Source organism: Rugamonas apoptosis (assembly GCF_014042355.1).
Taxonomy (GTDB): Bacteria; Pseudomonadota; Gammaproteobacteria; order Burkholderiales; family Burkholderiaceae_D; genus Rugamonas; species Rugamonas apoptosis.
This window is the reverse complement of the sequence record NZ_JACEZU010000002.1, coordinates 98,220-120,793: the sequence shown is the minus strand read 5'-3', so window position 1 is coordinate 120,793 and position 22,574 is coordinate 98,220. Positions and strand designations below refer to the sequence as shown.

Genomic DNA, 22,574 nt, shown 5'->3' with positions numbered 1-22,574 from the left:
CCCGCAGGCTTTTTTTTTCGCCGTCGCGGCCGTACAGGCCAGGCTGGCAAAATGATGCAAAATTAGCAAAGGAGTCATAAGGGGTGTATCAAGACGCGCAAGCGCATCAGCTCACGAGGCTTGAGAGCGGCTACGCTTTTGCATTGCACAAATATGGCATAATCAAAGTGGATTACTCACACAGGCGGTAGCAGCACTGCATAAATCATGATGAAGACGCTTTACGACAAACTCTGGGATTCCCACGTGGTCAAGGCCGAGGAAGACGGCACCACCATTCTGTACATCGACCGCCACCTGGTGCATGAAGTCACCAGCCCGCAAGCATTCGACGGCCTGCGCGCCGCCGGCCGCAAGCCGTGGCGCATTTCCGCCAACCTGGCCGTGGCCGACCACAACGTGCCCACCACCGACCGCGGCCATGGCATCGCCGACCCGGTTTCGCGCCTGCAGGTGGAAACGCTGGACGCCAACGCCAAGTCCTACGGCCTGACGTATTTCAATATGAACGACAAGCGCCAGGGCATCGTGCACGTGATCGGCCCGGAGCAGGGCGCGACCCTGCCGGGCATGACGGTGGTATGCGGCGACTCGCATACCTCGACCCACGGCGCCTTCGGCGCGCTGGCGCACGGCATCGGCACCTCGGAAGTGGAGCACGTGCTGGCCACCCAGACCCTGTTGCAGAAAAAATCCAAGGCCATGCTGGTGCAGGTGGACGGCGTGCTGCCGGCCGGCGTGACGGCCAAGGACATCGTGCTGGCCATCATCGGCAAGATCGGCACGGCCGGCGGCACCGGCTATTGCATCGAGTTCGGCGGCTCGACCATCCGCGCGCTGTCGATGGAAGGCCGCATGACGGTGTGTAACATGGCCATCGAGGCGGGCGCGCGCGCCGGCATCATCGCCGTCGACGACACCACCATCAACTACGTCAAGGGCCGTCCGTTCTCGCCCGTGGGCCCGCACTGGGAGCGCGCGGTGGAATACTGGCGCACCCTGCATTCGGACGCGGGCGCTCGCTTCGACCTGGTGGTCACGCTCAACGCGGCCGAGATCAAGCCGCAGGTCACCTGGGGCACCTCGCCCGAGATGGTGGTCGCGATCGATGGCCGGGTGCCCGATCCCGACCACGAAAAGGACAGCGTCAAGCGCGACGCCATGGAAAAGGCCCTGGTCTACATGGACCTCAAGCCCAACACGGCGATCGAGGATATCCGCATCGACAAGGTGTTCATCGGTTCCTGCACCAACTCGCGCATCGAGGACTTGCGCGCCGCCGCCGAGGTGGTGCGCGGCAAGCAGCGCGCCTCCAACGTCAAGCTGGCGCTGGTGGTGCCCGGTTCCGGCCTGGTGAAGGACCAGGCCGAACGCGAGGGCCTGGACCGCATCTTCAAGGATGCCGGTTTCGAATGGCGCGAACCGGGCTGCTCGATGTGCCTGGCCATGAACGCCGACCGGCTGGAGCCGGGCGAGCGCTGCGCCTCGACGTCGAACCGCAACTTCGAAGGCCGTCAGGGCCAGGGCGGACGCACCCACCTGGTGTCGCCGGCCATGGCGGCGGCGGCCGGTATCGCCGGCCACTTCGTCGACGTGCGCGCGCTGCGCTGAGCGGCAGACGTCAAGTCACGGGCGGGCCTTAGGGGCCGCCCCTTGCGAGCTTCGCCTGCCCGGCGGCCATCGCGAATGTAACAAGATAACCAGTCCTAAACGAGAGTCCATCATGAAAAAACTGTTCGCCCTGTCCCTGATCGCCCTGACCCTGACCGCCTGCAACACCATCGCCGGCGTTGGCAAGGATGTGGAGAAGCTGGGGCAGGTTGTTGAAGGCGCTGGCAAAAAATAAACCGCGGCGCGGCGGGCCCCGGCGGCCCGCCGCCGCACCAACTGATTGAGTACCATGGATAAATTTACGATCTACGAAGGCCTGGTGGCCCCGCTTGACCGCGCCAACGTCGACACCGACGCCATCATTCCGAAGCAATTCCTGAAGTCCATCCACCGCACCGGCTTCGGCCCCAACCTGTTCGACGAATGGCGCTACCTGGACCATGGCGAACCTGGCCAGGACAACAGCCGCCGTCCGCTGAACCCGGAGTTCGTGCTCAACGAGCCGCGCTACCAGGGCGCCTCGATCCTGCTGACCCGCAAGAACTTCGGCTGCGGCTCCTCGCGCGAGCACGCGCCATGGGCGCTGGACCAATACGGCTTCCGCGCCATCATCGCGCCTTCGTTCGCCGATATTTTCTTCAACAACTGCTACAAGAGCGGCTTGCTGCCCATCGTTTTACCTGAAGCACAGATCGATCATCTGTTCAACGAAGTCAAGGCTTTCCCCGGTTACCGTCTGGTGGTCGACCTTGAGCAGCAGCGCATTTCCACCAGCAATGGCAGCGTCTCCTACCCCTTCGAGATCGACGCCTTCCGCAAATACTGCCTGATGAACGGGCTCGACGATATCGGCCTGACCCTGCGCCACGCCGACGTTATCCGCAGCTTCGAAGAGCGCCATCTGGCAAGCCAGCCCTGGCTGGCCAACGTCATCTAAAGATCGAAATCTCATGAAAATTGCTATCCTCCCGGGCGACGGTATCGGCCCGGAAATCGTCGACCAGGCCGTCAAGGTATTGAACGCGCTGGACGAAAAATTCGAGCTCGAAAGCGCGCCTGTCGGCGGCGCCGGCTACGCGGCCCATGGCCACCCGCTGCCCGAAGGCACGCTGGCGCTGGCCAAGGCGGCCGACGCCATCCTGTTTGGCGCCGTGGGCGACTTCAAGTACGACACGCTGGAGCGGGCGCTGCGCCCTGAACAAGCGATCCTGGGCCTGCGCAAGAACCTGGGCCTGTTCGCCAACCTGCGTCCGGCCATTCTGTACCCTGAACTGGCGGGCGCCTCCACGCTCAAGCCGGAAGTGGTGTCCGGCCTGGACATCCTGATCATCCGTGAACTGACGGGCGACATCTACTTCGGCCAGCCGCGCGGCGTGCGCGAATGCCCGGACGGCGCCTTCAAGGGCCAGCGCGAAGGTTTCGACACCATGCGCTACGCGGAAGGCGAAATCCGCCGCATCGCCCACGTGGCGTTCCAGGCCGCGCAAAAGCGCGACAAGCGCCTGACCAGCGTGGACAAGGCCAACGTACTGGAAACGTTCCAGTTCTGGCGCGATATCGTCACCGACGTGCACAAGGAATACCCGGACGTGGCGCTGGACCATATGTACGTCGACAACGCCGCCATGCAGCTGGTGCGCGCACCGAAGCGCTTCGATGTGCTGGTGACCGGCAATATGTTCGGCGACATCCTGTCGGACCAGGCTTCCATGCTGACCGGTTCGATCGGCATGCTGCCATCGGCTTCGCTGGACGCCAACAACAAGGGCCTGTACGAACCGTCGCACGGCTCGGCGCCCGACATCGCCGGCAAGGGCGTGGCCAATCCGCTGGCCACCATCCTGTCGGCCGCCATGATGCTGCGCTACTCGCTGGGCCGCGCCGAACAGGCCGGCCGCATCGAGAACGCCGTCAAGGCGGTGCTCAAGCAGGGCCTGCGCACGCCGGATATCTACGAAGAAGGCACCACCAAGGTGGGTACTTCGCAGATGGGCGACGCGGTGGTCAAGGCGCTGGCGCAGTAACGATATAAACGATATAAACGATATTGAAGGAATGATGATGAAACTAGTAGGCTTGGTAGGTTGGCGCGGCATGGTTGGTTCGGTCCTGATGCAACGCATGCGGGAAGAGGGCGATTTCGCCCACATCGAACCGGTGTTCTTCACCACTTCGAATCCGGGCGGCGCGGCGCCGGCCATGGCGAAAAACGAAACCACGCTGAAAAGCGCGACTGACATCGCTGAGCTGAGCAAGTGCGAGATCATCATTTCCTGCCAGGGCGGCGACTACACGAGCGACGTGTTCCCGAAACTGCGCGCGGCCGGCTGGAACGGCTACTGGATCGACGCCGCGTCGACCCTGCGCATGGAGAAGGACGCCGTGATCGTGCTGGACCCGGTCAATATGCACGTGATCAAGGACGCGCTGGGCAAGGGCGTGAAGAACTTCGTCGGCGGTAACTGCACCGTGTCGTGCATGCTGATCGGCCTGGGCGGCCTGTTCCAGCACAACCTGGTGGAGTGGATGACCTCCATGACCTACCAGGCAGCCTCGGGCGGCGGCGCCCAGCACATGCGCGAGCTGCTGACCCAGTTCGGCACCATCAACAGCGCCGTCAAGCCGCTGCTGGACGATCCCGCTTCCGCCATTCTGGAAATCGACCGCCAGGTGCTGGCCACCCAGCACGGCATGTCGGCTGAGCAGACCAAGCAGTTCGGCGTGCCGCTGGCCGGCAACCTGATCCCCTGGATCGACAAGGACCTGGGCAACGGCCAATCGAAGGAAGAGTGGAAGGGCGGCGCCGAGACCAACAAGATCCTGGGCCTGGGCGCGGACTTCGGCTCCAAGGCGATTCCAGTCGATGGCCTGTGCGTGCGCGTGGGCGCCATGCGCTGCCACTCGCAGGCACTGACGATCAAGCTGACCAAGGATGTGCCGCTGGATGAGCTGACCGACATCATCGCCTCGTCCAACCAGTGGGCCAAGGTGGTGCCGAACACGCGCGAAGCGTCGATGAAGGACCTGTCGCCGGCCGCCGTGACCGGTGGCCTGACGATTCCCGTCGGCCGTCTGCGCAAGATGAGCATGGGTAACGACTACCTGTCCGCCTTCACGGTGGGCGACCAGCTGCTGTGGGGCGCGGCCGAACCGCTGCGCCGCATGCTGCGCATCGTGCTCGACGCGTAAGCTCGCGCTCAGCTGGTTTACTTCAAACCAGGGACAGACCCCGCGGGGTCTGTCCCTTATGCTCCTGGCAGCGGCCCCGCTCACGCGGCGCCGCTGTTTTTCTTTTGCGGTGCTTCCCAAACGGGTTTTTTGGGCATACATTAGGCGCCTAGGTGACATATCAGGGCGCACGGCACGTGCAAAGCTTGCATGGTCCCGCCCGTGGTGATATGTTGATACTTCCGGGAAAGTAACATTTTTCCCTCTGACAACTCTATCGCCGCCCACTATGCATTTAACCACTCGCCCCCGCATCGTTTCGTTCGCGTTGAAAACACTGACCAGCGCCGTCGCCTGTGCCGTGCTTTTATCCCCCGCAGCAAACGCAGCCGGGCTCGGCAAGCTGACCGTGCTGTCCTCACTGGGCCAGCCATTGCGGGCGGAAATAGAATTGACGGCCGTCTCCGCCGATGAGGCGGGCGCGCTGGTGGCCAAGCTGGCCCCGGCTGACGCCTTCCGCGCCGCCAACATCGATTTCAATCCCACCTTGCTGTCGCTGCGCTTCGAAGTGCAGCAGCGCGACGGCCGCCAGATGATCCGCATCACTTCCGGCCAGCCCGTCAACGAACCGTTCGTCGACATGTTGCTCGAGTTGAACTGGAACGGCGGCCGGCTGGTGCGCGAATACACCTTCCTGCTCGACCCGGCCGAACTGCGCAGCACCCAGCCGGCCCAGGTGGCCGCGCCGGCCCGCGCCGTGACCGCGCCACCCGCCGCCCAGCCAGCCGCGCCGGCGCCAGCGGCCGCCACCCAGCCGGCCCCGGCCGCCCGTGCGCCCGCGCCGGAAGGGGAGAAAAGCCGTCAAGCCGGCAGCCAGTACCGGGTCAAGGCCGGTGACAACCTGAGCCGCATTGCCGGCCAGTTGAAACCGGTCGACGTGTCGCTGGACCAGATGCTGGTGGCGCTGTACCGCGCCAATCCGGAAGCGTTCGCCGGCAAGAACATGAACCGCCTGAAGGCTGGCCGCATCCTGGCCGTGCCGGACGCCGACAGCGTGCGCGCCACCGCCACCGAAGGCGAGGCGCGCGGCGTAGTGGTGGCCCATGCGACCGATTTCAATGCCTACCGCAGCAAGCTGGCAGGGCAGGTGGCCACCAGCGCCCCGGCCAAGGAACCGGAAGCGACCCAAAGCGTGGGCGGCAAGATCACGGCCAAGGTCGAGGAGCGCGCCACGCCCGTCAATGAAGCGAAGGATCAACTGAAACTGTCCAAGGCCAACCCCGCGTCGGCCCCGGCCGGCGGCAAGACGGCGATGGCGGTGGAAGACAAGATCGCCAAGGAAAAACAGGTGGCCGAGGCGGCCAGCCGGGTCAAGGAGCTGGAGAAGAACGTCAGCGACCTGGAAAACCTGATGGCGGTGAAGAACAAGGCGCTGGCGGACCAGAAGAAGCCGTCCGCCTCGGCCAGCGCGGCCGCTTCCGCGCCCGTGATTGATTTGAACGCCTCAGCCAAAGCATCGGCCAGTGCGTCGGCTGCTGCATCGGTCAGTGCGTCGGAATCGGCTTCGGCCAGCGCGGCCGCCAGTGCGCCGCCCAAGCCGCGCCGCACCGTGGTGGTGCCGCCCCGCATCGCCGAGCCGAGCATCATGGACACCGTGATGGACAACATCACCTACATCGGCGCCGGCCTGGCCGCCTTGCTCGGTGGCGTGGGCTTGCTGGTGGCCCGCCGCCGCCGTGAGGCGCAGGCCGGTGAAGTGCGCTCGGAGACGAGCGTGCTGGGCGACTCGCCCTCCACGGGCCAGCAACTGATCGCTGAAACGGGTGGCCAGAGCGTGGACACCAACAACAGCGTGTTCAATTCCAACTTCGCTCCTTCGGCCAGCCAGCTCGACACCAACGAAGTCGATCCGGTGGCCGAAGCCGACGTCTATATCGCCTACGGCCGCGATGCCCAGGCCGAGGAAATTCTGAAGGAAGCGCTGCGCATGCATCCGGAGCGCCAGGCTGTGCGCCTGAAGCTGCTGGAAATCTACGCCACCCGCAAGGATAGCCGCGCGTTCGAAACCCAGGCCTCGGAACTGTATTCGCAGACCGGCGGCACGGGCGACGATTGGGCCCAGGCCGTTGCGCTGGGCCTGGCACTCGATCCGCACAACCCGCTGTACGCGTCCGGCAAGCAGCAGGCGGCCGCACCGGCGCCGGCGGCCGCGCCGTTGAACGATTTCGACCCCTCCATGTTCGCGCCGCCGCCGGCCGAGGCGGCGCATGACCTGGCCAGCAGCTTTGCCGCGCCGGCCGCCGCCGGCGGCTTGGACCTGGACTTGAGCCAGGATGCCGCGCCGGCCCCGGCCGCCATGGACTTCGGCACCGACCACGCGCTGGAGACGGCCTTGCCGTCCGACGTGCCCACGCCGGCAGCGATGGCCGCCGCCGCGCCCGCCGACCAGTTCCTGGACTTCGACCTGGGTGGGCTGAGCTTCGATACGCCAGCGGCCGCGCCCGCGTCGGCCGCGCCCGCCGAGGCCGCGCCGGCCAAGGCGGAAGAAACCGCCTTCGACCTGGATTTTGATGCCGTACCGCCCGCGCCGGCCGCCGCGCCCGCACCGGCAGCCGCGCCAGCGGCGGCGGCCGAGGACTTCAGCATGGACTTCGGCCTGGACTTGCCGGCCGCCGCCGCCGCGCCCGCACCCGCGCCAGCACCGTTGCCGGTGGTGGACAGCGACCCGCTGGCCGACCTGAATTTGATGGACTTCGATATTCCGGCCGTGCCGGCCCCGGCCCCAGCGGCCGAGCTGAGCGCCAGCGATTTCGCGCTGCCGGAAATCCCGGCCGCCGCTGCCGCCGCGCCGGCCCCGGCCGACCTGGCCGCACCCGAGTTCGACCTGTCCAGCATCGACCTGGACTTGAACAACGCGGCGGTGGAAACCAAGCCGGCCCGCGCCGAGCCGCAGTCGGCCCTCCACATGGAAATGGAAACCAAGCTGGACCTGGCCATCGCCTACCAGGAAATCGGCGACAAGGAAGGCGCCCGCGAATTGCTGGACGAAGTGGTCCGCGGCGGCAGCGACGAGCAAGTGGCCAAGGCCAGCTCCATGCGCGCGCTGCTGGGCTGAGGCAAGCTGGCCGGGGCCGCCGTCCCGGCCATGAGGACGCCGTTTCCCGTTTATAATGCGCTGACTTAACTTCTCAGTGGGCAGCAATTGAAACGGATAGCAATCGGCGTCCAGTACGACGGAACCGCGTGGCATGGCTACCAGAAGCAGGACGGTGGCCAAACCGTGCAAGACCAGCTGGAACTGGCGCTGGCGCAGTTCGCCACCGTCAAGCTGGCCACCACCTGCGCCGGCCGCACCGACACGGGCGTCCACGCGCTGGAACAAGTGGTGCACTTCGACACCGACCTGTCGCGCGATGCCCATTCCTGGGTACGCGGCGTGAATGCCTTCCTGCCGCCGTCGATCGGGGTACGCTGGGCCAAGGAAGTGGTGTCCGACCCGGAAGGTGACGAATTCCACGCCCGCTTCAGCGCCCGCGCCCGCACCTATCACTACGTGCTGTACAACAATCCCACCCGTTCGCCTTTGCTGGCGGGCCGGGCCGGGTTCTGCTTCCGTCCGCTGGACGTGGAGCGGATGCAGGCGGCCGTGGCGCCGCTGCTGGGCTGGCATGACTTCACGGCCTTCCGCGCGGCCCAGTGCCAGGCCAAGTCGCCCGTCAAGCTGATGCATGAAATCAAGATCGAGCGCCGCGGCGAGCTGGTGGTGTTCACCGTGACGGCCAACGCTTTCCTGCACCACATGGTGCGCAACCTGGTCGGTTCGCTGGTGTACGTGGGCACGGGCCGCCAGCCGCCCGAATGGCTGGGCCAGGTGCTGGAAGCGCGCGACCGCCACCATGCGGCGCCCACCTTCATGCCCGACGGCCTGTACCTGGCCCGCATCGATTACGACCCCAAATGGCAGTTGCCGCTGGAAACCACCAGCCCGCTGCCCTGGTTCTGAAGGAGTGCCCATGCACCGCACCCGCATCAAGATCTGCGGCCTGACCCGGGAACAGGACGTACGGGCCGCCGTGGCGGCCGGCGCCGACGCGCTCGGTTTCGTGTTCTATCCCAAGAGCCCGCGCTATGTGACGCCCGGGCGCGCGGCCGAACTGATCGCTGCCGTGCCGCCGTTCGTCACCTGCACCGGCCTGTTCGTCAACGCCAGCCCGGCCGAGGTGGCGGCCACCACGGCCGTGGCGCCGCTGGCGCTGATCCAGCTGCACGGCGACGAGACGGTGGCCGACAGCGCCGCCATCGCCGCGGCGTGCGGACGACAGTTCCTGCGCGTGTTCCGCGTCAAACCTGACACACGGCCGGACGATTTGCTAGAATACGAGCAGCAATGCCGCGCCGCCAGCCCACTGTTTTCCAGCCTGTTGCTCGATACGTTTGTGGATGCCTACGGCGGTGCAGGAAAGGTATTTGATTGGTCTCTCATCCCAAAAGAACTCGCGCCTCGGGTCGTTTTAAGTGGTGGCTTGAGCGTACCCGGCGCGACTGACGCCGTGGTGCGTGTACGCCCCTACGCGGTCGACATCAGCAGTGGTGTCGAAGCGTCCAAGGGGATCAAGGACGCCCGCAAGATCGCCGACTTCATCGCGGCGGTGCGGGCCGCCGATGCCATCATTGAAAAAGAGAACCACCATGAACGCCTTGCCTGACAGCGGCCTCGCCGCCCCCCTGTTCCACACCACCGAGTACCAACTGCCTGACGCGCGCGGCCATTTCGGCCCCTACGGCGGTTCCTTCGTGGCCGAAACCCTGACCTATGCGCTGGCCGAGCTGAACGAAGCCTACACCCGCTACAGCCAGGACCCGGCCTTCCTGGAGGAATTCCGCTACGAGCTCAAGCACTTCGTCGGCCGTCCATCGCCCATCTACCACGCCAAGCGCTGGTCCGAGCAGGCCGGCGGCGCCCAGATTTACTTCAAGCGCGAAGACTTGAACCACACGGGCGCCCACAAGATCAATAACGTGATCGGCCAGGCCTTGCTGGCCAAGCGCATGGGCAAGCCGCGCATCATCGCGGAAACGGGCGCCGGCCAGCATGGCGTGGCCACGGCCACCATCTGCGCCCGCTTCGGCCTCGAATGCGTGGTCTACATGGGCAGCGAGGACGTCAAGCGCCAGGCCCAGAATGTGTACCGCATGAAGCTGCTGGGCGCCACCGTGGTGCCGGTGGAGTCGGGCTCCAAGACGCTCAAGGACGCGCTCAACGAAGCCATGCGCGACTGGGTCACCAACATTGAAAACACCTTCTACATCATCGGCACCGTGGCCGGTCCGCATCCGTATCCGATGCTGGTGCGCGATTTCCAGTCCGTGATCGGCGAGGAATGCCGGGTGCAGATGCCGGAAATGACGGGCCGCCAGCCTGATTACGTGGTGGCCTGCATCGGCGGCGGTTCCAACGCGATGGGGATTTTCTATCCCTACATCGACGAAAAAAGCGTCAAGCTGGTGGGCGTGGAAGCGGCGGGCGAGGGCTTGGACAGCGGCAAGCACGCCGCTTCGCTGACGGGCGGCATACCCGGCGTGTTGCACGGCAACCGCACCTATCTGCTGCAGGACGAGAATGGCCAGATCATCGAGACCCATTCCGTGTCGGCCGGCCTCGATTATCCGGGTGTGGGCCCCGAGCATGCTTACCTGAAGGACAGTGGCCGGGCCCAGTATGTGTCCATCACGGACGAGGAAGCGCTGGCCGCGTTCCACGATTGCTGCCATATCGAAGGCATCATTCCGGCGCTGGAGTCGTCGCACGCGCTGGCCTACGCGGCCAAGCTGGCGGCCACCTTGCCGAAAGACCAGATCGTGCTGGCCAACCTGTCGGGCCGCGGCGACAAGGACATGCATACGGTGGCGGAACGGATGGGGCTCAATTTCGGCTGATGTCTTGCCGCGTTGCGCTGTCTCCCCAACCGATCACTCTATATTGAAAGAATCAGCCATGTCCCGTATCGCACCAACTTTCGCGGCCCTGAAAGCCGATAAAAAAACCGCTCTCGTCACCTTCATCACGGCCGGCGACCCGGCGCCGGAACTGACCGTGCCCCTGATGCACGCGCTGGTGGCCGGCGGCGCCGACATCCTGGAACTGGGTGTGCCGTTTTCCGATCCCATGGCCGAAGGCCCCGTCATCCAGCGCGCCTGCGAGCGGGCGCTGGCGTTCGGGGTCGGCATCCATGACGTGTTCGGCTACGTGCGCGAGTTCCGCAAGACCAACCAGAGCACGCCCGTGGTGTTGATGGGCTACGCCAATCCGATCGAACGGATCGGCGCGGCCGCATTCATCGCCGCCTCGAAAGAGTCGGGCGCGGATGGCGCCATCGTGGTCGACTACCCGCCCGAGGAATGCGAGGAATTCGCGGCCGCCATGCGCGCCAACGAGCTGGACCTGATCTTCCTGCTGGCGCCCACTTCGACCGAGGAACGCATCGCCCAGGTGGCCAAGGTCGGCGGCGGCTTCAGCTACTACGTCTCGCTCAAGGGCGTGACGGGGGCCGGCAATATCGACACGGCCGAGGTGGCTGAACGTCTGACGGCCATCCGCCAGCACGTCAAGCTGCCGATCGGCGTGGGCTTCGGCATCCGCGACGGCGCCACGGCGCGCGCCGTGGCCGAGGTGGCCGACGCGGTGGTGATCGGCAGCCGCATCATCCAGGAAATTGAAAACAACGCCCAGGATGCCGTGTTGCCGGCCGTGCAAGCCTTCGTCGCCCGCATCCGCACCGCCCTCGACGCCTGATCGGGGGCGCTGACCGCCCCATCGATTGCCTTGACATAGAGTTAAGCCTTAACTATGTTGAAGGGGGCGGTTGGGCGCAGTTTGCAGTGGAAGCCATCAACACGGCTTTAACATCAGCGAATTGCGGCGATTTTCATGAGTTATCTGGTAATGTTGGTAATTCGGAATGTTCGACAGGGTGGCCAGAAACGGCTACACTTCCGCCACTAGTTAGCAGCAAGGAGAAATGATGAGTTGGTTGGAAAAACTTCTGCCCCCGCGTATCCAGCGTTCCGACGCCGCGGCACGCAAGACCATGCCGGAAGGCCTGTGGGTCAAGTGCCCGTCCTGCGAGGCGGTGTTGTACCGCACCGACCTGGAATCGAACCTGCACGTGTGCCCCAAGTGCGACCACCACATGCGCATCCGCGCCCGCGAGCGCCTCGACGGCTTGCTCGACGCCGGCGGCCGCTATGAGATCGGCCAGGACACGCTGCCCGTCGATACCCTGAAATTCAAAGACAGCAAGAAATATCCTGACCGCCTGAAACAGGCCATGGAAGCGACCGGCGAGACGGACGCGCTGATCGTCATGGGCGGCGCCATCATGAGCCTGCCCGTGGTGGTGGCATGCTTCGAGTTCGAATTCATGGGCGGCTCCATGGGTTCCGTGGTCGGCGAGCGCTTCGTGCGCGGCGCCCAGATCGCGCTGGAACAGAAAGTGCCGTTCGTGTGCATCACCGCCACCGGTGGCGCCCGCATGCAGGAAGGCTTGCTGTCGCTGATGCAGATGGCCAAGACCACCGCCATGCTGACCAAGCTGTCGGAAAAGAAACTGCCGTTCATCAGCGTGCTGACCGATCCCACCATGGGCGGCGTGTCGGCCTCGTTCGCCTTCATGGGCGACGTGGTGATCGCTGAACCGAAGGCCCTGATCGGCTTCGCCGGCCCGCGCGTGATCGAGAACACGGTGCGCGAGAAACTGCCGGAAGGCTTCCAGCGCGCCGAATTCCTGGTGCAAAAGGGCGCCGTGGACATGATCGTCGACCGCCGCAAGATGCGCGAGGAAATCGCCCGCCTGCTGGCCCTGCTGCAAGACCAGGCCGTCGAGGTCCTGGCGTAATACGCAGCCGTATCACCCGCCGGCGCGCAGCAGGACTTCCGTCCGCTGCGCGCCGCTCTCATTCAGAAGTCCCATTCCATGCCTACGCTTCCTACCACTTTGCCTGCCTGGCTCGCGCTGCTTGAGTCGCGCCACGCCGAAACCGTCATCAACATGGGGCTGGAGCGCGTGCGCGCCGTCAAGGACCGCATGGCGCTGGCCTTCACTTGCCCCGTCATCATGGTGGCTGGCACCAACGGCAAGGGTTCCACCTGCGCCATGCTGGAATCGATGCTGCTGCGGGCCGGCTACAAGGTGGGGTTGTACATCAAGCCGCACTTCCTGGACTTTAACGAGCGGGCCCACGTCAATGGCGAGCTGGCCAGCGATGCGCAACTGGTGGCCAGCTTCAATGCCGTCGAAGCGGCCCGTGGCGATACGCCGCTGACGTACTTTGAATTCACCACGCTGGCCATCTGCCACCTGCTGGCTGGCGCCGGCATGGACGTGGTGGTCCTGGAAGTGGGCCTGGGCGGCCGCCTGGACGCCGTCAACGTGATTGATGCCGACGTGGCCATCGTCACCAGCGTCGATATCGACCACACGGATTACCTGGGCGACACGCGCGAGGCGATCGGCTTCGAGAAGGCCGGCATCTTCCGCGCCGGCAAGACGGCCATTTGCAGCGATCCCGTGCCGCCGCAGTCGCTGATCGACCATGCAGAAGCCATCGGCGCCGACCTGTGGCTGATGGGGCGCGATTTCAATTATTCGGGCGACAAGCAGCAGTGGAACTATGGCGGGCGCAATCAGCGCCGCAGCGCCCTGGCTTACCCCAGCTTGCGTGGCGCCAACCAGTTGCTGAACGCCTCGGCCGCGCTGGCCGCGCTGGAAGCGTTGCGCCTGGAGTTGCCCGTGGGCGCGCAGGAAGTGCGCACCGGCCTGGTGACGGTGGAACTGCCGGGCCGTTTCCAGGTATTGCCGGGCCGTCCCAGCGTGATCCTGGACGTGGCCCACAATCCCCATGCGGCCGCCGCCTTGAACCAGAACCTGGGCAATATGGGCTATCACCCGTACACCTACGCCGTGTTCGGCTCCATGCACGACAAGGATATCGACGGCGTGATCGCCGCCATGTCCGAGCATGTGGACCACTGGTGCCTGACCGGCCTGCCATCGCCGCGCGCGGCCACGGCGGCCGAACTGGCGGCAAAAGTGCAGATCGTGCAGCCAGAGCGCCCGGAACGGACGATAAATACTTTCGACGATCCCGCACAGGCATATGCAAATGCAATCAGCCGGGTCGGGGAGAATGATAGAATTGTGGTCTTTGGATCTTTCCTCACCGTCGCCGGCGTCATGGCGGCGCGAAAATCCAACCCTCACTCAACTCACTGAACGCAATCGACTGAAATCACGCATGGGCTTGTTCTCGAAACTCAGTAAAAACAAGCAAGAATCCGCTGGCGAAGATAGCGGCCACTATACGCGCGCGGAAGACCAGGCCGCCACGGAACGTGCCCGCTCCAAGCGCGCTTCGTCCGCCGGCGGCAAGGGCCGCTCGCGTGCCGACGCCGAGGCGGCCGATCCTGTTTTGCCGGAAAAAAAACGTGCGCGCCGCCGCCTGGTGGGGGCTATCGCCCTGGCGCTGGCGGTGGCCGTGGGCTTGCCCATGGTGCTCGATTCCGAGCCCAAGCCCTTGTCGTCGGATATCGACATCAAGATTCCGTCCAAGGACAAGAGCGGCGAGCTGCCGGCCGCCGCAGCGGTGGCGGCCAGCGCCGCTTTGGACAATACTGAAGAAATCGTGAGCGTGCCGGCCAAGGCCACTCCGGCCAAACCGGCGCCCGCCGTGGCCGAATCCAAGCCGGCGGCCGAGCCCAAGCCAGTGGCCGAAGCCAAGCCCGCCGCCGAACCCAAGCCCGCTGCCGCCGAGGCCAAGCTGGCGCCCGCCAAGGTCAGGGAAAGCTTGCCGGTGGCCGAGCTGCCCAAGGCGGAAGTGAAACCGCCCAAGGCGGAAGTGAAGGCCGAGGCCAAGGCGGAAGCCAAGCCTGAACACAAGCAGGAAGCGAAGGCCGAGCCCAAGCTGGAAGCGAAGGCGGAAGCCAGGCAGGAACACAAGGCCGACGCCAAGCCGGCCAAGGATGACGCCAAGTCGGGCGACGACGCGGCGCGCGCCATGGCCATCCTGGAAGGCAAGCCGTCCAAGCCGGCCGAAGCGGCTGGCCAGAAATACGTGCTGCAGGTGGCCGCGCTGACCGCCCAGGACAAGGTGGATGAATTGCAGGAAAAGCTGCGCGGCGCCGGCATCAAGTCGTTCACGCAGAAAGTGCCGACCCAGTCGGGCGAACGCACCCGCGTGCGCGTGGGGCCGTTCTCCAGCAAGGAAGAGGCGGAAAAAGTGCGCGCCAAGCTGGCCAGGATGGGCTTGAACGGCAGCCTGGTGCCGGTGTGACGCGACGGATAGTACGGACGTGACTTTATTCGATTACCTGGTGATCTTCGTGTTGATCACTTCCATCGTCATCAGTACCATGCGCGGCCTGGTCAAGGAAATGTTTTCGCTGGCCAGCTGGATCATCGCCTTCATCGCGGCCAACGCCTACAGCGCCACGCTGGCACAATGGTTGCCGGCGGTGGTGCCGGGCCAGGTGGTGCGCTTGATCTTGGCGTTTATCGCGCTGTTCATCGGCGTGCGGATTTTGATGGGCCTGCTCACCATGGCGCTGGACGCGCTGGTGCAGGCCGGCGGCCTGAGCCTGGTCGACCGCGGCCTGGGCGGCCTGTTCGGCCTGGGACGGGGGCTGGTGATCGTGTTGACGGTGGTGATCCTGTGCGGCATGACGACTATCCCCCACCAGCCGTTCTGGCGCGATGCGCTGTTGAGTCCGCTGGCGGAAACCGGGGCCCGCACCGTCAAGCCTTTCCTGCCTGCTGCGCTGGCGCAGCATGTGAATTTTTGAATTCTTTAAATCAGTAGTACCAGTCTAGGAGCACACCATGTGTGGCATCGTCGGCGTCGTTTCCCATCAACCTGTCAATCAACTGCTGTATGACGCGCTGCTGCTGTTGCAGCACCGCGGCCAGGACGCGGCAGGTATTGCAACCAACCACAGCAGCATGTTCGCCATGCACAAGGCGAACGGCCTGGTGCGCGACGTGTTCCGCACCCGGAACATGCGTACGCTGCAAGGCAATTCCGGCATCGGCCACTGCCGTTACCCCACGGCCGGTTCGTCGAGCGAGGAAGAGGCGCAGCCGTTCTACGTGAACGCCCCGTACGGCATCACGCTGGCCCACAACGGCAACCTGACCAACTGGGAACAGCTCAAGCAGGAGATGTTCAAGAACGACCGCCGCCACATCAACACGGATTCCGACTCGGAAGTGCTGCTCAACGTGCTGGCCCACGAAATCCACAAGGCCACCACCGGCCTGGTGCTGGACGCCGACGCCATCTTCAAGGCCGTGGCCGTGCTGCACCGCCGGGTGCGCGGCGGCTACGCGGCCGTGGCCCAGATCGCCGACATCGGCCTGCTGGCGTTCCGCGACCCGTTCGGCATCCGTCCCCTGTGCCTGGGCATCAATGAAACGGAGCAGGGCGCCGAATACATGGTGGCCTCCGAATCCGTGGCGCTGGAAGGCATGGGCTTCCGCTTCGTGCGCGACATCGCGCCGGGCGAGGCCGTGTTCATCGACGCCGACAAGCAGTTGCACGCGCGCCAGTGCGCCGACAATCCAAGCCTGAACCCTTGCGTGTTCGAGTTCGTCTACCTGGCCCGTCCCGATTCCGTGATCGACGGCGCCTCCGTGTACGCCACCCGTCTCAAGATGGGGGAATACCTGGCCGAGAAGATCCGCCGCGAATTCAAGGACGGCGAGATCGACGTCGTGATGCCGATTCCCGATTCGTCCCGTCCGGCCGCCATCCAATTGGCGCTGGCGCTGAACATCGAATACCGGGAAGGCTTCATCAAGAACCGCTACATCGGCCGCACCTTCATCATGCCCGGCCAGGCGGCCCGCAAGAAGTCGGTACGCCAGAAGCTGAACGCGATCGCCTCCGAGTTCAAGGACAAAGTGGTGCTGCTGGTGGACGACTCCATCGTGCGCGGCACCACCAGCCGCGAGATCGTGCAGATGGCGCGTGAAGCGGGCGCCACCAAGGTGATCTTCGCCTCGGCCGCGCCACCGGTGATCTATCCTAACGTGTACGGCATCGACATGCCCACGCGCGACGAGCTGATCGCCTACGGCCGCTCGAACGAGGAAGTGTGCCGCGAGATCACGGCCGATGCGCTGGTGTACCAGGATATCGACGCCCTCAAGCGCGCCATTTCCGACGTCAACCCGGAGCTGAAGAACTTCGAAGCGTCGTGCTTCGACGGCGTGTACGTCACGGGCGACATTTCCAAGGACTACCTGGACAAGCTGGAATATGCGCGTCACCATCCCAAGGCCGCGCCGGCCGAGGATGCGGCCCGTTCTCAGCTGAACCTGAACCTGGCCGCCACGGAAGGTTAAGCGTTCCCACCCGGCGCCGGCCCCAGCCCGCGCCGGGTTTTTTGTATTCGGATTCGACATGAACGACAAGAAAAACTACGGCTTCACCACCACCATCTTGCACAACGACCGCCAGAAGGGCATCGAGCACGGTTCGCTGCACAAGCCCATCCACACCTCGGTGGCGTTCGGTTATGGCGACGCGCGCCAGCTGGCTTCCGTGTTCCAGGGCAAGGAGCCCGGCTTCCGTTATGGCCGCCAGGGCAATCCCACCATCTCCGCCCTGGAAGACAAGGTCACCAAGATGGAGCAGGGCGTGGGTACGATCTGCTTCGCCACCGGCATGGGCGCGATTGGCGCCGTGTTCCAGGCGTTGTTGCGGGCGGGCGACCATGTGGTGTCGTCGGCCTTCTTGTTCGGCAATACCAACAGCCTGTGGCAGACCACGGCCGGGCAGGGCGTGGACGTGGCCTTCGTGGACGCCACCGACGTGGCCAACGTGGAAGCGGCGCTGACGCCGGCCACCCGCATCGTGTTCGTGGAAACCATCGCCAACCCGCGCACCCAGGTGGCGGACTTGAAACGTATCGGCGAGCTGTGCCAGGCGCGCGGCATCCTGTACGTGGTCGACAACACCATGACCACGCCTTATCTGTTCCGTCCCAAGGATGTGGGCGCGGGCCTGGTGGTGAACGCGCTGACCAAGTCGATCGGCGGCCACGGCAACGCGCTGGGTGGCAGCCTGACCGATACCGGCGTCTACGACTGGAACCAGTACCCGCACATTTACGAGAACTACAAGAAAGCCGCGCCCGCGCAGTGGGGGCTGGCGCAGATCCGCGCCAAGGGCTTGCGCGACTTCGGTGCCTCGCTGGCGCCGGAAGCGGCGCACCACATCGCCGTCGGTGCGGAAACGCTGGCGCTGCGCATGGAGCGCACCAGCTCCAACGCGCTGGCCTTGGCGCGCTTGCTGGAAGCGGATGAGCGGGTAGCGGCCGTCTACTACCCCGGCCTGGCAACGCACCCGCAACACGGTATTTCGGGCGAGCTGTTCCGCTCGTACGGTTCGCTGCTCAGTTTTGAGTTGAAGGATGGGATCGACTGCTTCGATTTCCTGAACCGGCTCAAGCTGGCCATCCCGGCCAGCAACCTGGGCGACACGCGCACGCTGATCATTCCGGTGGCGCACACCATCTTCTACGAAATGGGCCCCGTGCGCCGCGCCTCGATGGGCATCGCGGAATCGCTGATCCGGGTGTCGGTGGGTATCGAGGATGAGGTGGACTTGCTGGACGACTTCCGCGCCGCGCTGGCTGGCTGCTGAGCCACCAAAAAATGGGGACGGACCCCAATTTCAGGCGTGCCTGAAATTGGGGTCCGTCCCCATTTTTATTTAGTGCCAGGTGCGCATCAAGCCCACAGCCAAGCCTTCGAGCGCGAACTCGTCCGCCTCCGGATCGACTTTGATGATCTTGAAGTCGGGATTCTCCGGCAGCAGTTCAATGGTGGAACCGGTCTTGCGGTAGCGCTTGACGGTGACATCGTTGCCGATCCGGGCCACGACGATCTGGCCATTCTTGGCGCTGTCCACTTTCTTCACGGCCAGCAGGTCGCCATCCATGATGCCGGCGTCGCGCATCGATTCGCCCCGCACCTTGAGCAGGAAGTCGGGCCTGGCCGAGAACAGGGCCGGGTCCACGCTGTAGCTGGTTTCCAGGTTTTCCTGCGCCAGGATGGGCGAGCCGGCCGCCACGCGGCCGATCAGGGGCAGCGACATCATCACGGTGGCGGCCACTTTATGCGCCGCCGCTTCCGCGTGCTGGCCCAGCAGGCGGATGCCGCGCGAGGTGCCGGCCGCGATTTCGATGGCGCCCTTGCGCGCCAGCGCCTGCAAGTGCTCCTCGGCCGCGTTGGCCGATTTGAAGCCCAGTTCGTTCGCGATTTCCGCGCGGGTGGGAGGGAAGCCGGTGTTTTCGATGGCATCCTTGATCAGGTTGAGAATTTGTTCTTGCCGTGCGGTGAGCTTAATCATGGGGGCGCCAGGGGCTGTGGATATAGACAGTCTGTATTTTTGTACAGTGCGCCTGGGTTTGCAAGAGGGATTTCTTGCTTTGGGCGAAATAATGTGAAAAAAACGTGCGCAAGGCCCCCGCACATCCCCGCGCGGCCCCCGTCCCGGGCGAAAGCGAGGCCGGAGTTGAGTTTTGGCGGGAAAGCTGCTATAGTCGCGGGCTTACCTCTTCCCACACCTGTCTTGACGCCAGGGTGGGCTATTTTCACAGTCCTTAAGGGAGTTTGCATGCGTCACTATGAAATAGTATTTATCGTCCATCCGGACCAGAGCGAGCAAGTGCCCGCCATGATCGAACGTTACAAAGCCAGCGTAACCACCCGCGGCGGTTCGGTACACCGTGTTGAAGATTGGGGCCGTCGTCAAATGGCTTACTCGATCCAGAAACTGGCCAAAGCACACTACATCTGCATGAACATCGAATGCGACAACGAGACCCTGGTCGAGCTGGAAACCGCATTCAAATTCAATGATGCCGTGCTGCGTCATCTGACCGTCAAGATGAAGAAAGCGGAAACCGCTCCTTCGCCAATGATGAAGTCGGTACAGCGTGAAGATGCAGCGAAATCCCATCGCGCTGAAGCTCCAGCAGCAGCCGCTGCTCCAGCCGCTTAATTGAACAGGATTCCGAGCTGAACCAGCTCCAGTTTACTGCCCTCATCGCCGAACGGGACACCATCAGGTACACCCCGGCCGGCATGCCGATCGTCAATGCTGTGTTACAGCATCAGTCGCAGCAGATGGAGGCGGGCATCGCCCGGTTGAGCGAGTTTGAAGTGTCCGCGGTCGCCGCGGGCGACATTTCGAACCGTTTCAGCCAGGCGCCACTGGGAGGCGTGTATCAGTTCACGGGATTTCTGAACAAGAAAAGCCGCAATAGCAAAAGCCTGGTATTTCACATCATTGATTTTCGTGCTGTCGCAGACAGCGCACCTATTTAGATACAGGAGCCTAAAATGGCATTCGGTAAAAAGTTCGACAAAAACAAGCTCAAGCTGAAAGAAAAGCGCAAGCAACAAAACCCACTGTTCAAACGTAAGAAGTTCTGCCGCTTCACGGCCGCTCACGTGGAACAAGTGGACTACAAAGACGTAGACACGCTCAAGGACTTCGTCCAGGAAAACGGCAAGATCATGCCAGCACGTCTGACCGGTACCAAGGCGCACTACCAGCGTCAAGTTGACACCGCAATCAAGCGCGCTCGCTACCTCGCGCTGCTGCCATACACCGATCTGCACAACGCTTAATCGCGTCGTCTAGATAAGATCCTGGAGAGAACTATGCAAATCATTCTGTTGGAAAAAGTCGTCAACCTGGGCAACCTGGGTGAAGTCGTTAAAGTTAAAGACGGTTACGCACGTAACTTCCTGATCCCGCAAAAAATGGCTCGCCGCGCTACCGCGTCGGCTGTGGCGGAATTCGAAGTCAAGCGCGCTGAACTGGAAAAAGCTGCTGCCGCCAAGCTGGCCGCTGCGCAAGCCCAAGGCGAGAAGCTGAACGGCATGACCGTGACCGTGTCGCAAAAAGCGGGCGTGGACGGCCGTCTGTTCGGTTCCGTGACCAACTTCGACATCGCTGAAGCCCTGACCAAAGCTGGTTTCGCCGTTGAAAAAGCTGCCGTGCGCATGCCTACCGGTCCTCTGAAGACCGTCGGCGAGCACCCAGTGACCGTCGCTCTGCACACCGACGTGGTGGTGGAAGTGACCGTTGCTGTCGTGGGCGAAGCTGCCTAAGTAACAAACGCATCATGCGCGGGCGGCGACGCCCGCCGCCATGCCAGAAAAAGCCGGGTTCGCCCGGCTTTTTCTATGGGCGTCCCACTGGCTTATTTTGCAAGATGTTGCTCTGCAGCATGGCCTTGCCGGCCGGCCTGTGGCGCGGCCTGATGTTTGTAGCCAAGCTACGAAATTTTTTCTCGCCAATAATTTTTGGCGGGTGACTATGCAGGTATAATTCGCGCCATGAATGCCCCCCCAGATCCACAAGTCGATTCACTCCGCATCCCACCGCATTCCATCGAAGCAGAACAGTCTGTGATCGGTGGCTTGTTGCGTGACAATGCGGCGTTTGACCGCATCGCCGACTTCATGCATGCGGAAGACTTTTACCGTTACGACCACCGTTTGATCTTCGAACAGATCGTGCGGCTGATCAACGCATCCAAGCCGGCCGACGTGATCACCGTGTTCGAAGCCCTGACCCAGCTGGGCAAGGCGGACGATGTGGGGGGCTTGAGTTATTTGAATGCGATGGCGCAAAACACGCCATCGGCGGCCAACATTCGCCGTTATGCCGAGATCGTGCGCGATCGCGGCATCCTGCGCCAGCTCATCACGGTGGCCGACGAAATCTCCGGCCAGGCCTTCAGCCCGCAGGGCAAGGAGGTCAAGCAGATGCTGGACGAGGCCGAATCGAAGATCTTCGCCATCGCCGAGCAGGGCGCCCGCGGCGCCGCCGGCTGGACCGCCGTGCAGCCGCTGCTGACCCAGGTGGTCGAGCGCATCGACGAGCTCTACAGCCGCGACAACCAGAGTGAAATCACGGGCGTGCCGACCGGTTTCATCGACCTGGACCGCATGACGTCCGGTTTGCAGCCGGGCGACCTGGTGATCGTGGCCGGCCGTCCATCGATGGGCAAGACGGCGTTCTCCGTCAACATTGGCGAGAACGTGGCAATCGAAGCGGGTTTGCCGGTGGCGATTTTCTCGATGGAGATGGGCGGCGCCCAGCTGGCCATGCGTATGCTCGGTTCCGTGGGCCAGCTCGACCAGCACCGCCTGCGCACGGGCCGCCTGAACGACGAGGATTGGCCGCGCTTGACGCACGCCATCCAGAAGATGAACGACGCCCAGCTGTTCATCGACGAAACCCCGGCCTTGAACCCGATCGAGATGCGGGCCCGCGCCCGGCGCCTGTCGCGCCAGTGCGGCAAGCTGGGCCTGATCATCGTCGACTACTTGCAGCTGATGACCGGTTCCACGGCCGGCGACAACCGCGCCTCCGAAATTTCGGAAATCTCGCGTAGCCTCAAGGGCCTGGCCAAGGAATTGCAGTGCCCCGTGATCGCCTTGTCCCAGCTGAACCGCTCGCTGGAACAACGCCCCAATAAACGTCCCGTCATGTCCGACTTGCGCGAATCCGGCGCTATCGAGCAGGACGCGGACGTCATCATTTTCCTGTATCGCGACGAGGTCTATAACCCGGACTCGCCCGATAAAGGCACGGCCGAGATTATTATCGGCAAACAGCGTAACGGCCCGATTGGCGCCGTGCGCCTGACCTGGATAGGCCAATACACCAAGTTTGGCAATTATGTCGGTAACCTGGCGCTTTACCAAGGCGACTAA

The 22,574-nt window shown here is 63.9% G+C and carries 22 protein-coding genes; 21 read left to right on the top strand and 1 reads right to left on the bottom strand.

The genetic code is table 11. The annotated features are described in order from the left end of the window. The first annotated feature begins 207 nt into the window (after nucleotides 1-207). From leuC to H3H39_RS04150, 16 genes are all read left to right on the top strand, one after another. Nucleotides 208-1,611, top strand: coding sequence for a 3-isopropylmalate dehydratase large subunit (leuC, locus tag H3H39_RS04225; protein WP_182152068.1), 1,404 nt, complete (start codon nucleotides 208-210; stop codon nucleotides 1,609-1,611). A gap of 112 nt (nucleotides 1,612-1,723) precedes the next feature. Beyond that, on the top strand, nucleotides 1,724-1,846 hold the full coding sequence (locus H3H39_RS04220) for an entericidin A/B family lipoprotein (protein WP_182152067.1): 123 nt from the start codon (nucleotides 1,724-1,726) through the stop codon (nucleotides 1,844-1,846). A 54-nt stretch (nucleotides 1,847-1,900) separates the two neighbouring features. Further along, nucleotides 1,901-2,548: a 3-isopropylmalate dehydratase small subunit gene (leuD, locus tag H3H39_RS04215; RefSeq protein ID WP_182152066.1), complete on the top strand. Its 648-nt coding sequence runs from the start codon at nucleotides 1,901-1,903 to the stop codon at nucleotides 2,546-2,548. 13 nt (nucleotides 2,549-2,561) lie between these two features. Further along, nucleotides 2,562-3,635, top strand: a complete 1,074-nt coding sequence (gene leuB, locus H3H39_RS04210) for a 3-isopropylmalate dehydrogenase (protein WP_182152065.1) — start codon at nucleotides 2,562-2,564, stop codon at nucleotides 3,633-3,635. A gap of 37 nt (nucleotides 3,636-3,672) precedes the next feature. Next, on the top strand, nucleotides 3,673-4,800 hold the full coding sequence (gene asd / locus H3H39_RS04205) for an aspartate-semialdehyde dehydrogenase (RefSeq protein ID WP_182152533.1): 1,128 nt from the start codon (nucleotides 3,673-3,675) through the stop codon (nucleotides 4,798-4,800). 268 nt (nucleotides 4,801-5,068) lie between these two features. Beyond that, complete coding sequence (locus H3H39_RS04200; RefSeq protein ID WP_182152064.1) at nucleotides 5,069-7,894, top strand: motility hub landmark protein FimV; 2,826 nt, start codon at nucleotides 5,069-5,071, stop codon at nucleotides 7,892-7,894. An 87-nt stretch (nucleotides 7,895-7,981) separates the two neighbouring features. Then, on the top strand, nucleotides 7,982-8,782 hold the full coding sequence (gene truA / locus H3H39_RS04195; protein WP_182152063.1) for a tRNA pseudouridine(38-40) synthase TruA: 801 nt from the start codon (nucleotides 7,982-7,984) through the stop codon (nucleotides 8,780-8,782). 10 nt (nucleotides 8,783-8,792) lie between these two features. Next, nucleotides 8,793-9,485, top strand: a complete 693-nt coding sequence (locus H3H39_RS04190; RefSeq protein ID WP_182152062.1) for a phosphoribosylanthranilate isomerase — start codon at nucleotides 8,793-8,795, stop codon at nucleotides 9,483-9,485. Beyond that, a complete protein-coding gene (gene trpB, locus H3H39_RS04185) occupies nucleotides 9,469-10,716 on the top strand; it encodes a tryptophan synthase subunit beta (RefSeq protein WP_182152061.1) in 1,248 nt (415 codons plus the stop codon). Before H3H39_RS04190 ends, trpB begins: the two co-directional genes overlap by 17 nt. A 58-nt stretch (nucleotides 10,717-10,774) precedes the next feature. Then, a complete protein-coding gene (gene trpA / locus H3H39_RS04180) occupies nucleotides 10,775-11,572 on the top strand; it encodes a tryptophan synthase subunit alpha (RefSeq protein ID WP_182152060.1) in 798 nt (265 codons plus the stop codon). A 229-nt stretch (nucleotides 11,573-11,801) separates the two neighbouring features. Continuing rightward, entirely contained in the window at nucleotides 11,802-12,674 is an 873-nt protein-coding gene (gene accD, locus H3H39_RS04175; RefSeq protein WP_182152532.1) for an acetyl-CoA carboxylase, carboxyltransferase subunit beta, read from the top strand. Nucleotides 12,675-12,752: 78 nt separating this feature from the next. Then, the gene (folC, locus tag H3H39_RS04170) at nucleotides 12,753-14,051 is read left to right on the top strand and encodes a bifunctional tetrahydrofolate synthase/dihydrofolate synthase (RefSeq protein ID WP_182152059.1); all 1,299 of its coding nucleotides are present in this window, start codon (nucleotides 12,753-12,755) and stop codon (nucleotides 14,049-14,051) included. 22 nt (nucleotides 14,052-14,073) lie between these two features. Then, on the top strand, nucleotides 14,074-15,108 hold the full coding sequence (locus H3H39_RS04165) for an SPOR domain-containing protein (protein WP_182152058.1): 1,035 nt from the start codon (nucleotides 14,074-14,076) through the stop codon (nucleotides 15,106-15,108). 19 nt (nucleotides 15,109-15,127) lie between these two features. Next, complete coding sequence (locus H3H39_RS04160; protein WP_182152057.1) at nucleotides 15,128-15,616, top strand: CvpA family protein; 489 nt, start codon at nucleotides 15,128-15,130, stop codon at nucleotides 15,614-15,616. 37 nt (nucleotides 15,617-15,653) lie between these two features. Continuing rightward, nucleotides 15,654-17,177, top strand: a complete 1,524-nt coding sequence (purF, locus tag H3H39_RS04155) for an amidophosphoribosyltransferase (protein WP_182152056.1) — start codon at nucleotides 15,654-15,656, stop codon at nucleotides 17,175-17,177. 58 nt (nucleotides 17,178-17,235) lie between these two features. After that, entirely contained in the window at nucleotides 17,236-18,480 is a 1,245-nt protein-coding gene (locus tag H3H39_RS04150; RefSeq protein WP_182152055.1) for a cystathionine gamma-synthase family protein, read from the top strand. A 69-nt stretch (nucleotides 18,481-18,549) separates the two neighbouring features. Here the strand turns inward: H3H39_RS04150 and lexA are convergent, their stop codons facing one another. Beyond that, nucleotides 18,550-19,188 (bottom strand): transcriptional repressor LexA, encoded by a 639-nt coding sequence (gene lexA / locus H3H39_RS04145; protein ID WP_182152054.1) that lies wholly within the window; start codon nucleotides 19,186-19,188, stop codon nucleotides 18,550-18,552. A gap of 267 nt (nucleotides 19,189-19,455) precedes the next feature. Between lexA and rpsF the strand changes: the two genes are divergently transcribed. The 5 genes from rpsF (at nucleotide 19,456) to H3H39_RS04120 (ending at nucleotide 22,574) form a co-directional block, all read left to right on the top strand. Continuing rightward, complete coding sequence (gene rpsF, locus H3H39_RS04140) at nucleotides 19,456-19,842, top strand: 30S ribosomal protein S6 (protein ID WP_182152053.1); 387 nt, start codon at nucleotides 19,456-19,458, stop codon at nucleotides 19,840-19,842. Between the two features lie 17 nt (nucleotides 19,843-19,859). After that, nucleotides 19,860-20,168 carry a primosomal replication protein N gene (gene priB / locus H3H39_RS04135; RefSeq protein ID WP_182152531.1) on the top strand — a complete coding sequence of 103 codons (309 nt, stop codon included), beginning with the start codon at nucleotides 19,860-19,862 and terminating at the stop codon, nucleotides 20,166-20,168. Nucleotides 20,169-20,183: 15 nt separating this feature from the next. Further along, nucleotides 20,184-20,474, top strand: a complete 291-nt coding sequence (gene rpsR, locus H3H39_RS04130) for a 30S ribosomal protein S18 (RefSeq protein ID WP_182152052.1) — start codon at nucleotides 20,184-20,186, stop codon at nucleotides 20,472-20,474. A 33-nt stretch (nucleotides 20,475-20,507) separates the two neighbouring features. Then, nucleotides 20,508-20,960, top strand: a complete 453-nt coding sequence (gene rplI / locus H3H39_RS04125) for a 50S ribosomal protein L9 (protein ID WP_182152051.1) — start codon at nucleotides 20,508-20,510, stop codon at nucleotides 20,958-20,960. Between the two features lie 228 nt (nucleotides 20,961-21,188). Further along, nucleotides 21,189-22,574: a replicative DNA helicase gene (locus H3H39_RS04120; RefSeq protein WP_182152050.1), complete on the top strand. Its 1,386-nt coding sequence runs from the start codon at nucleotides 21,189-21,191 to the stop codon at nucleotides 22,572-22,574.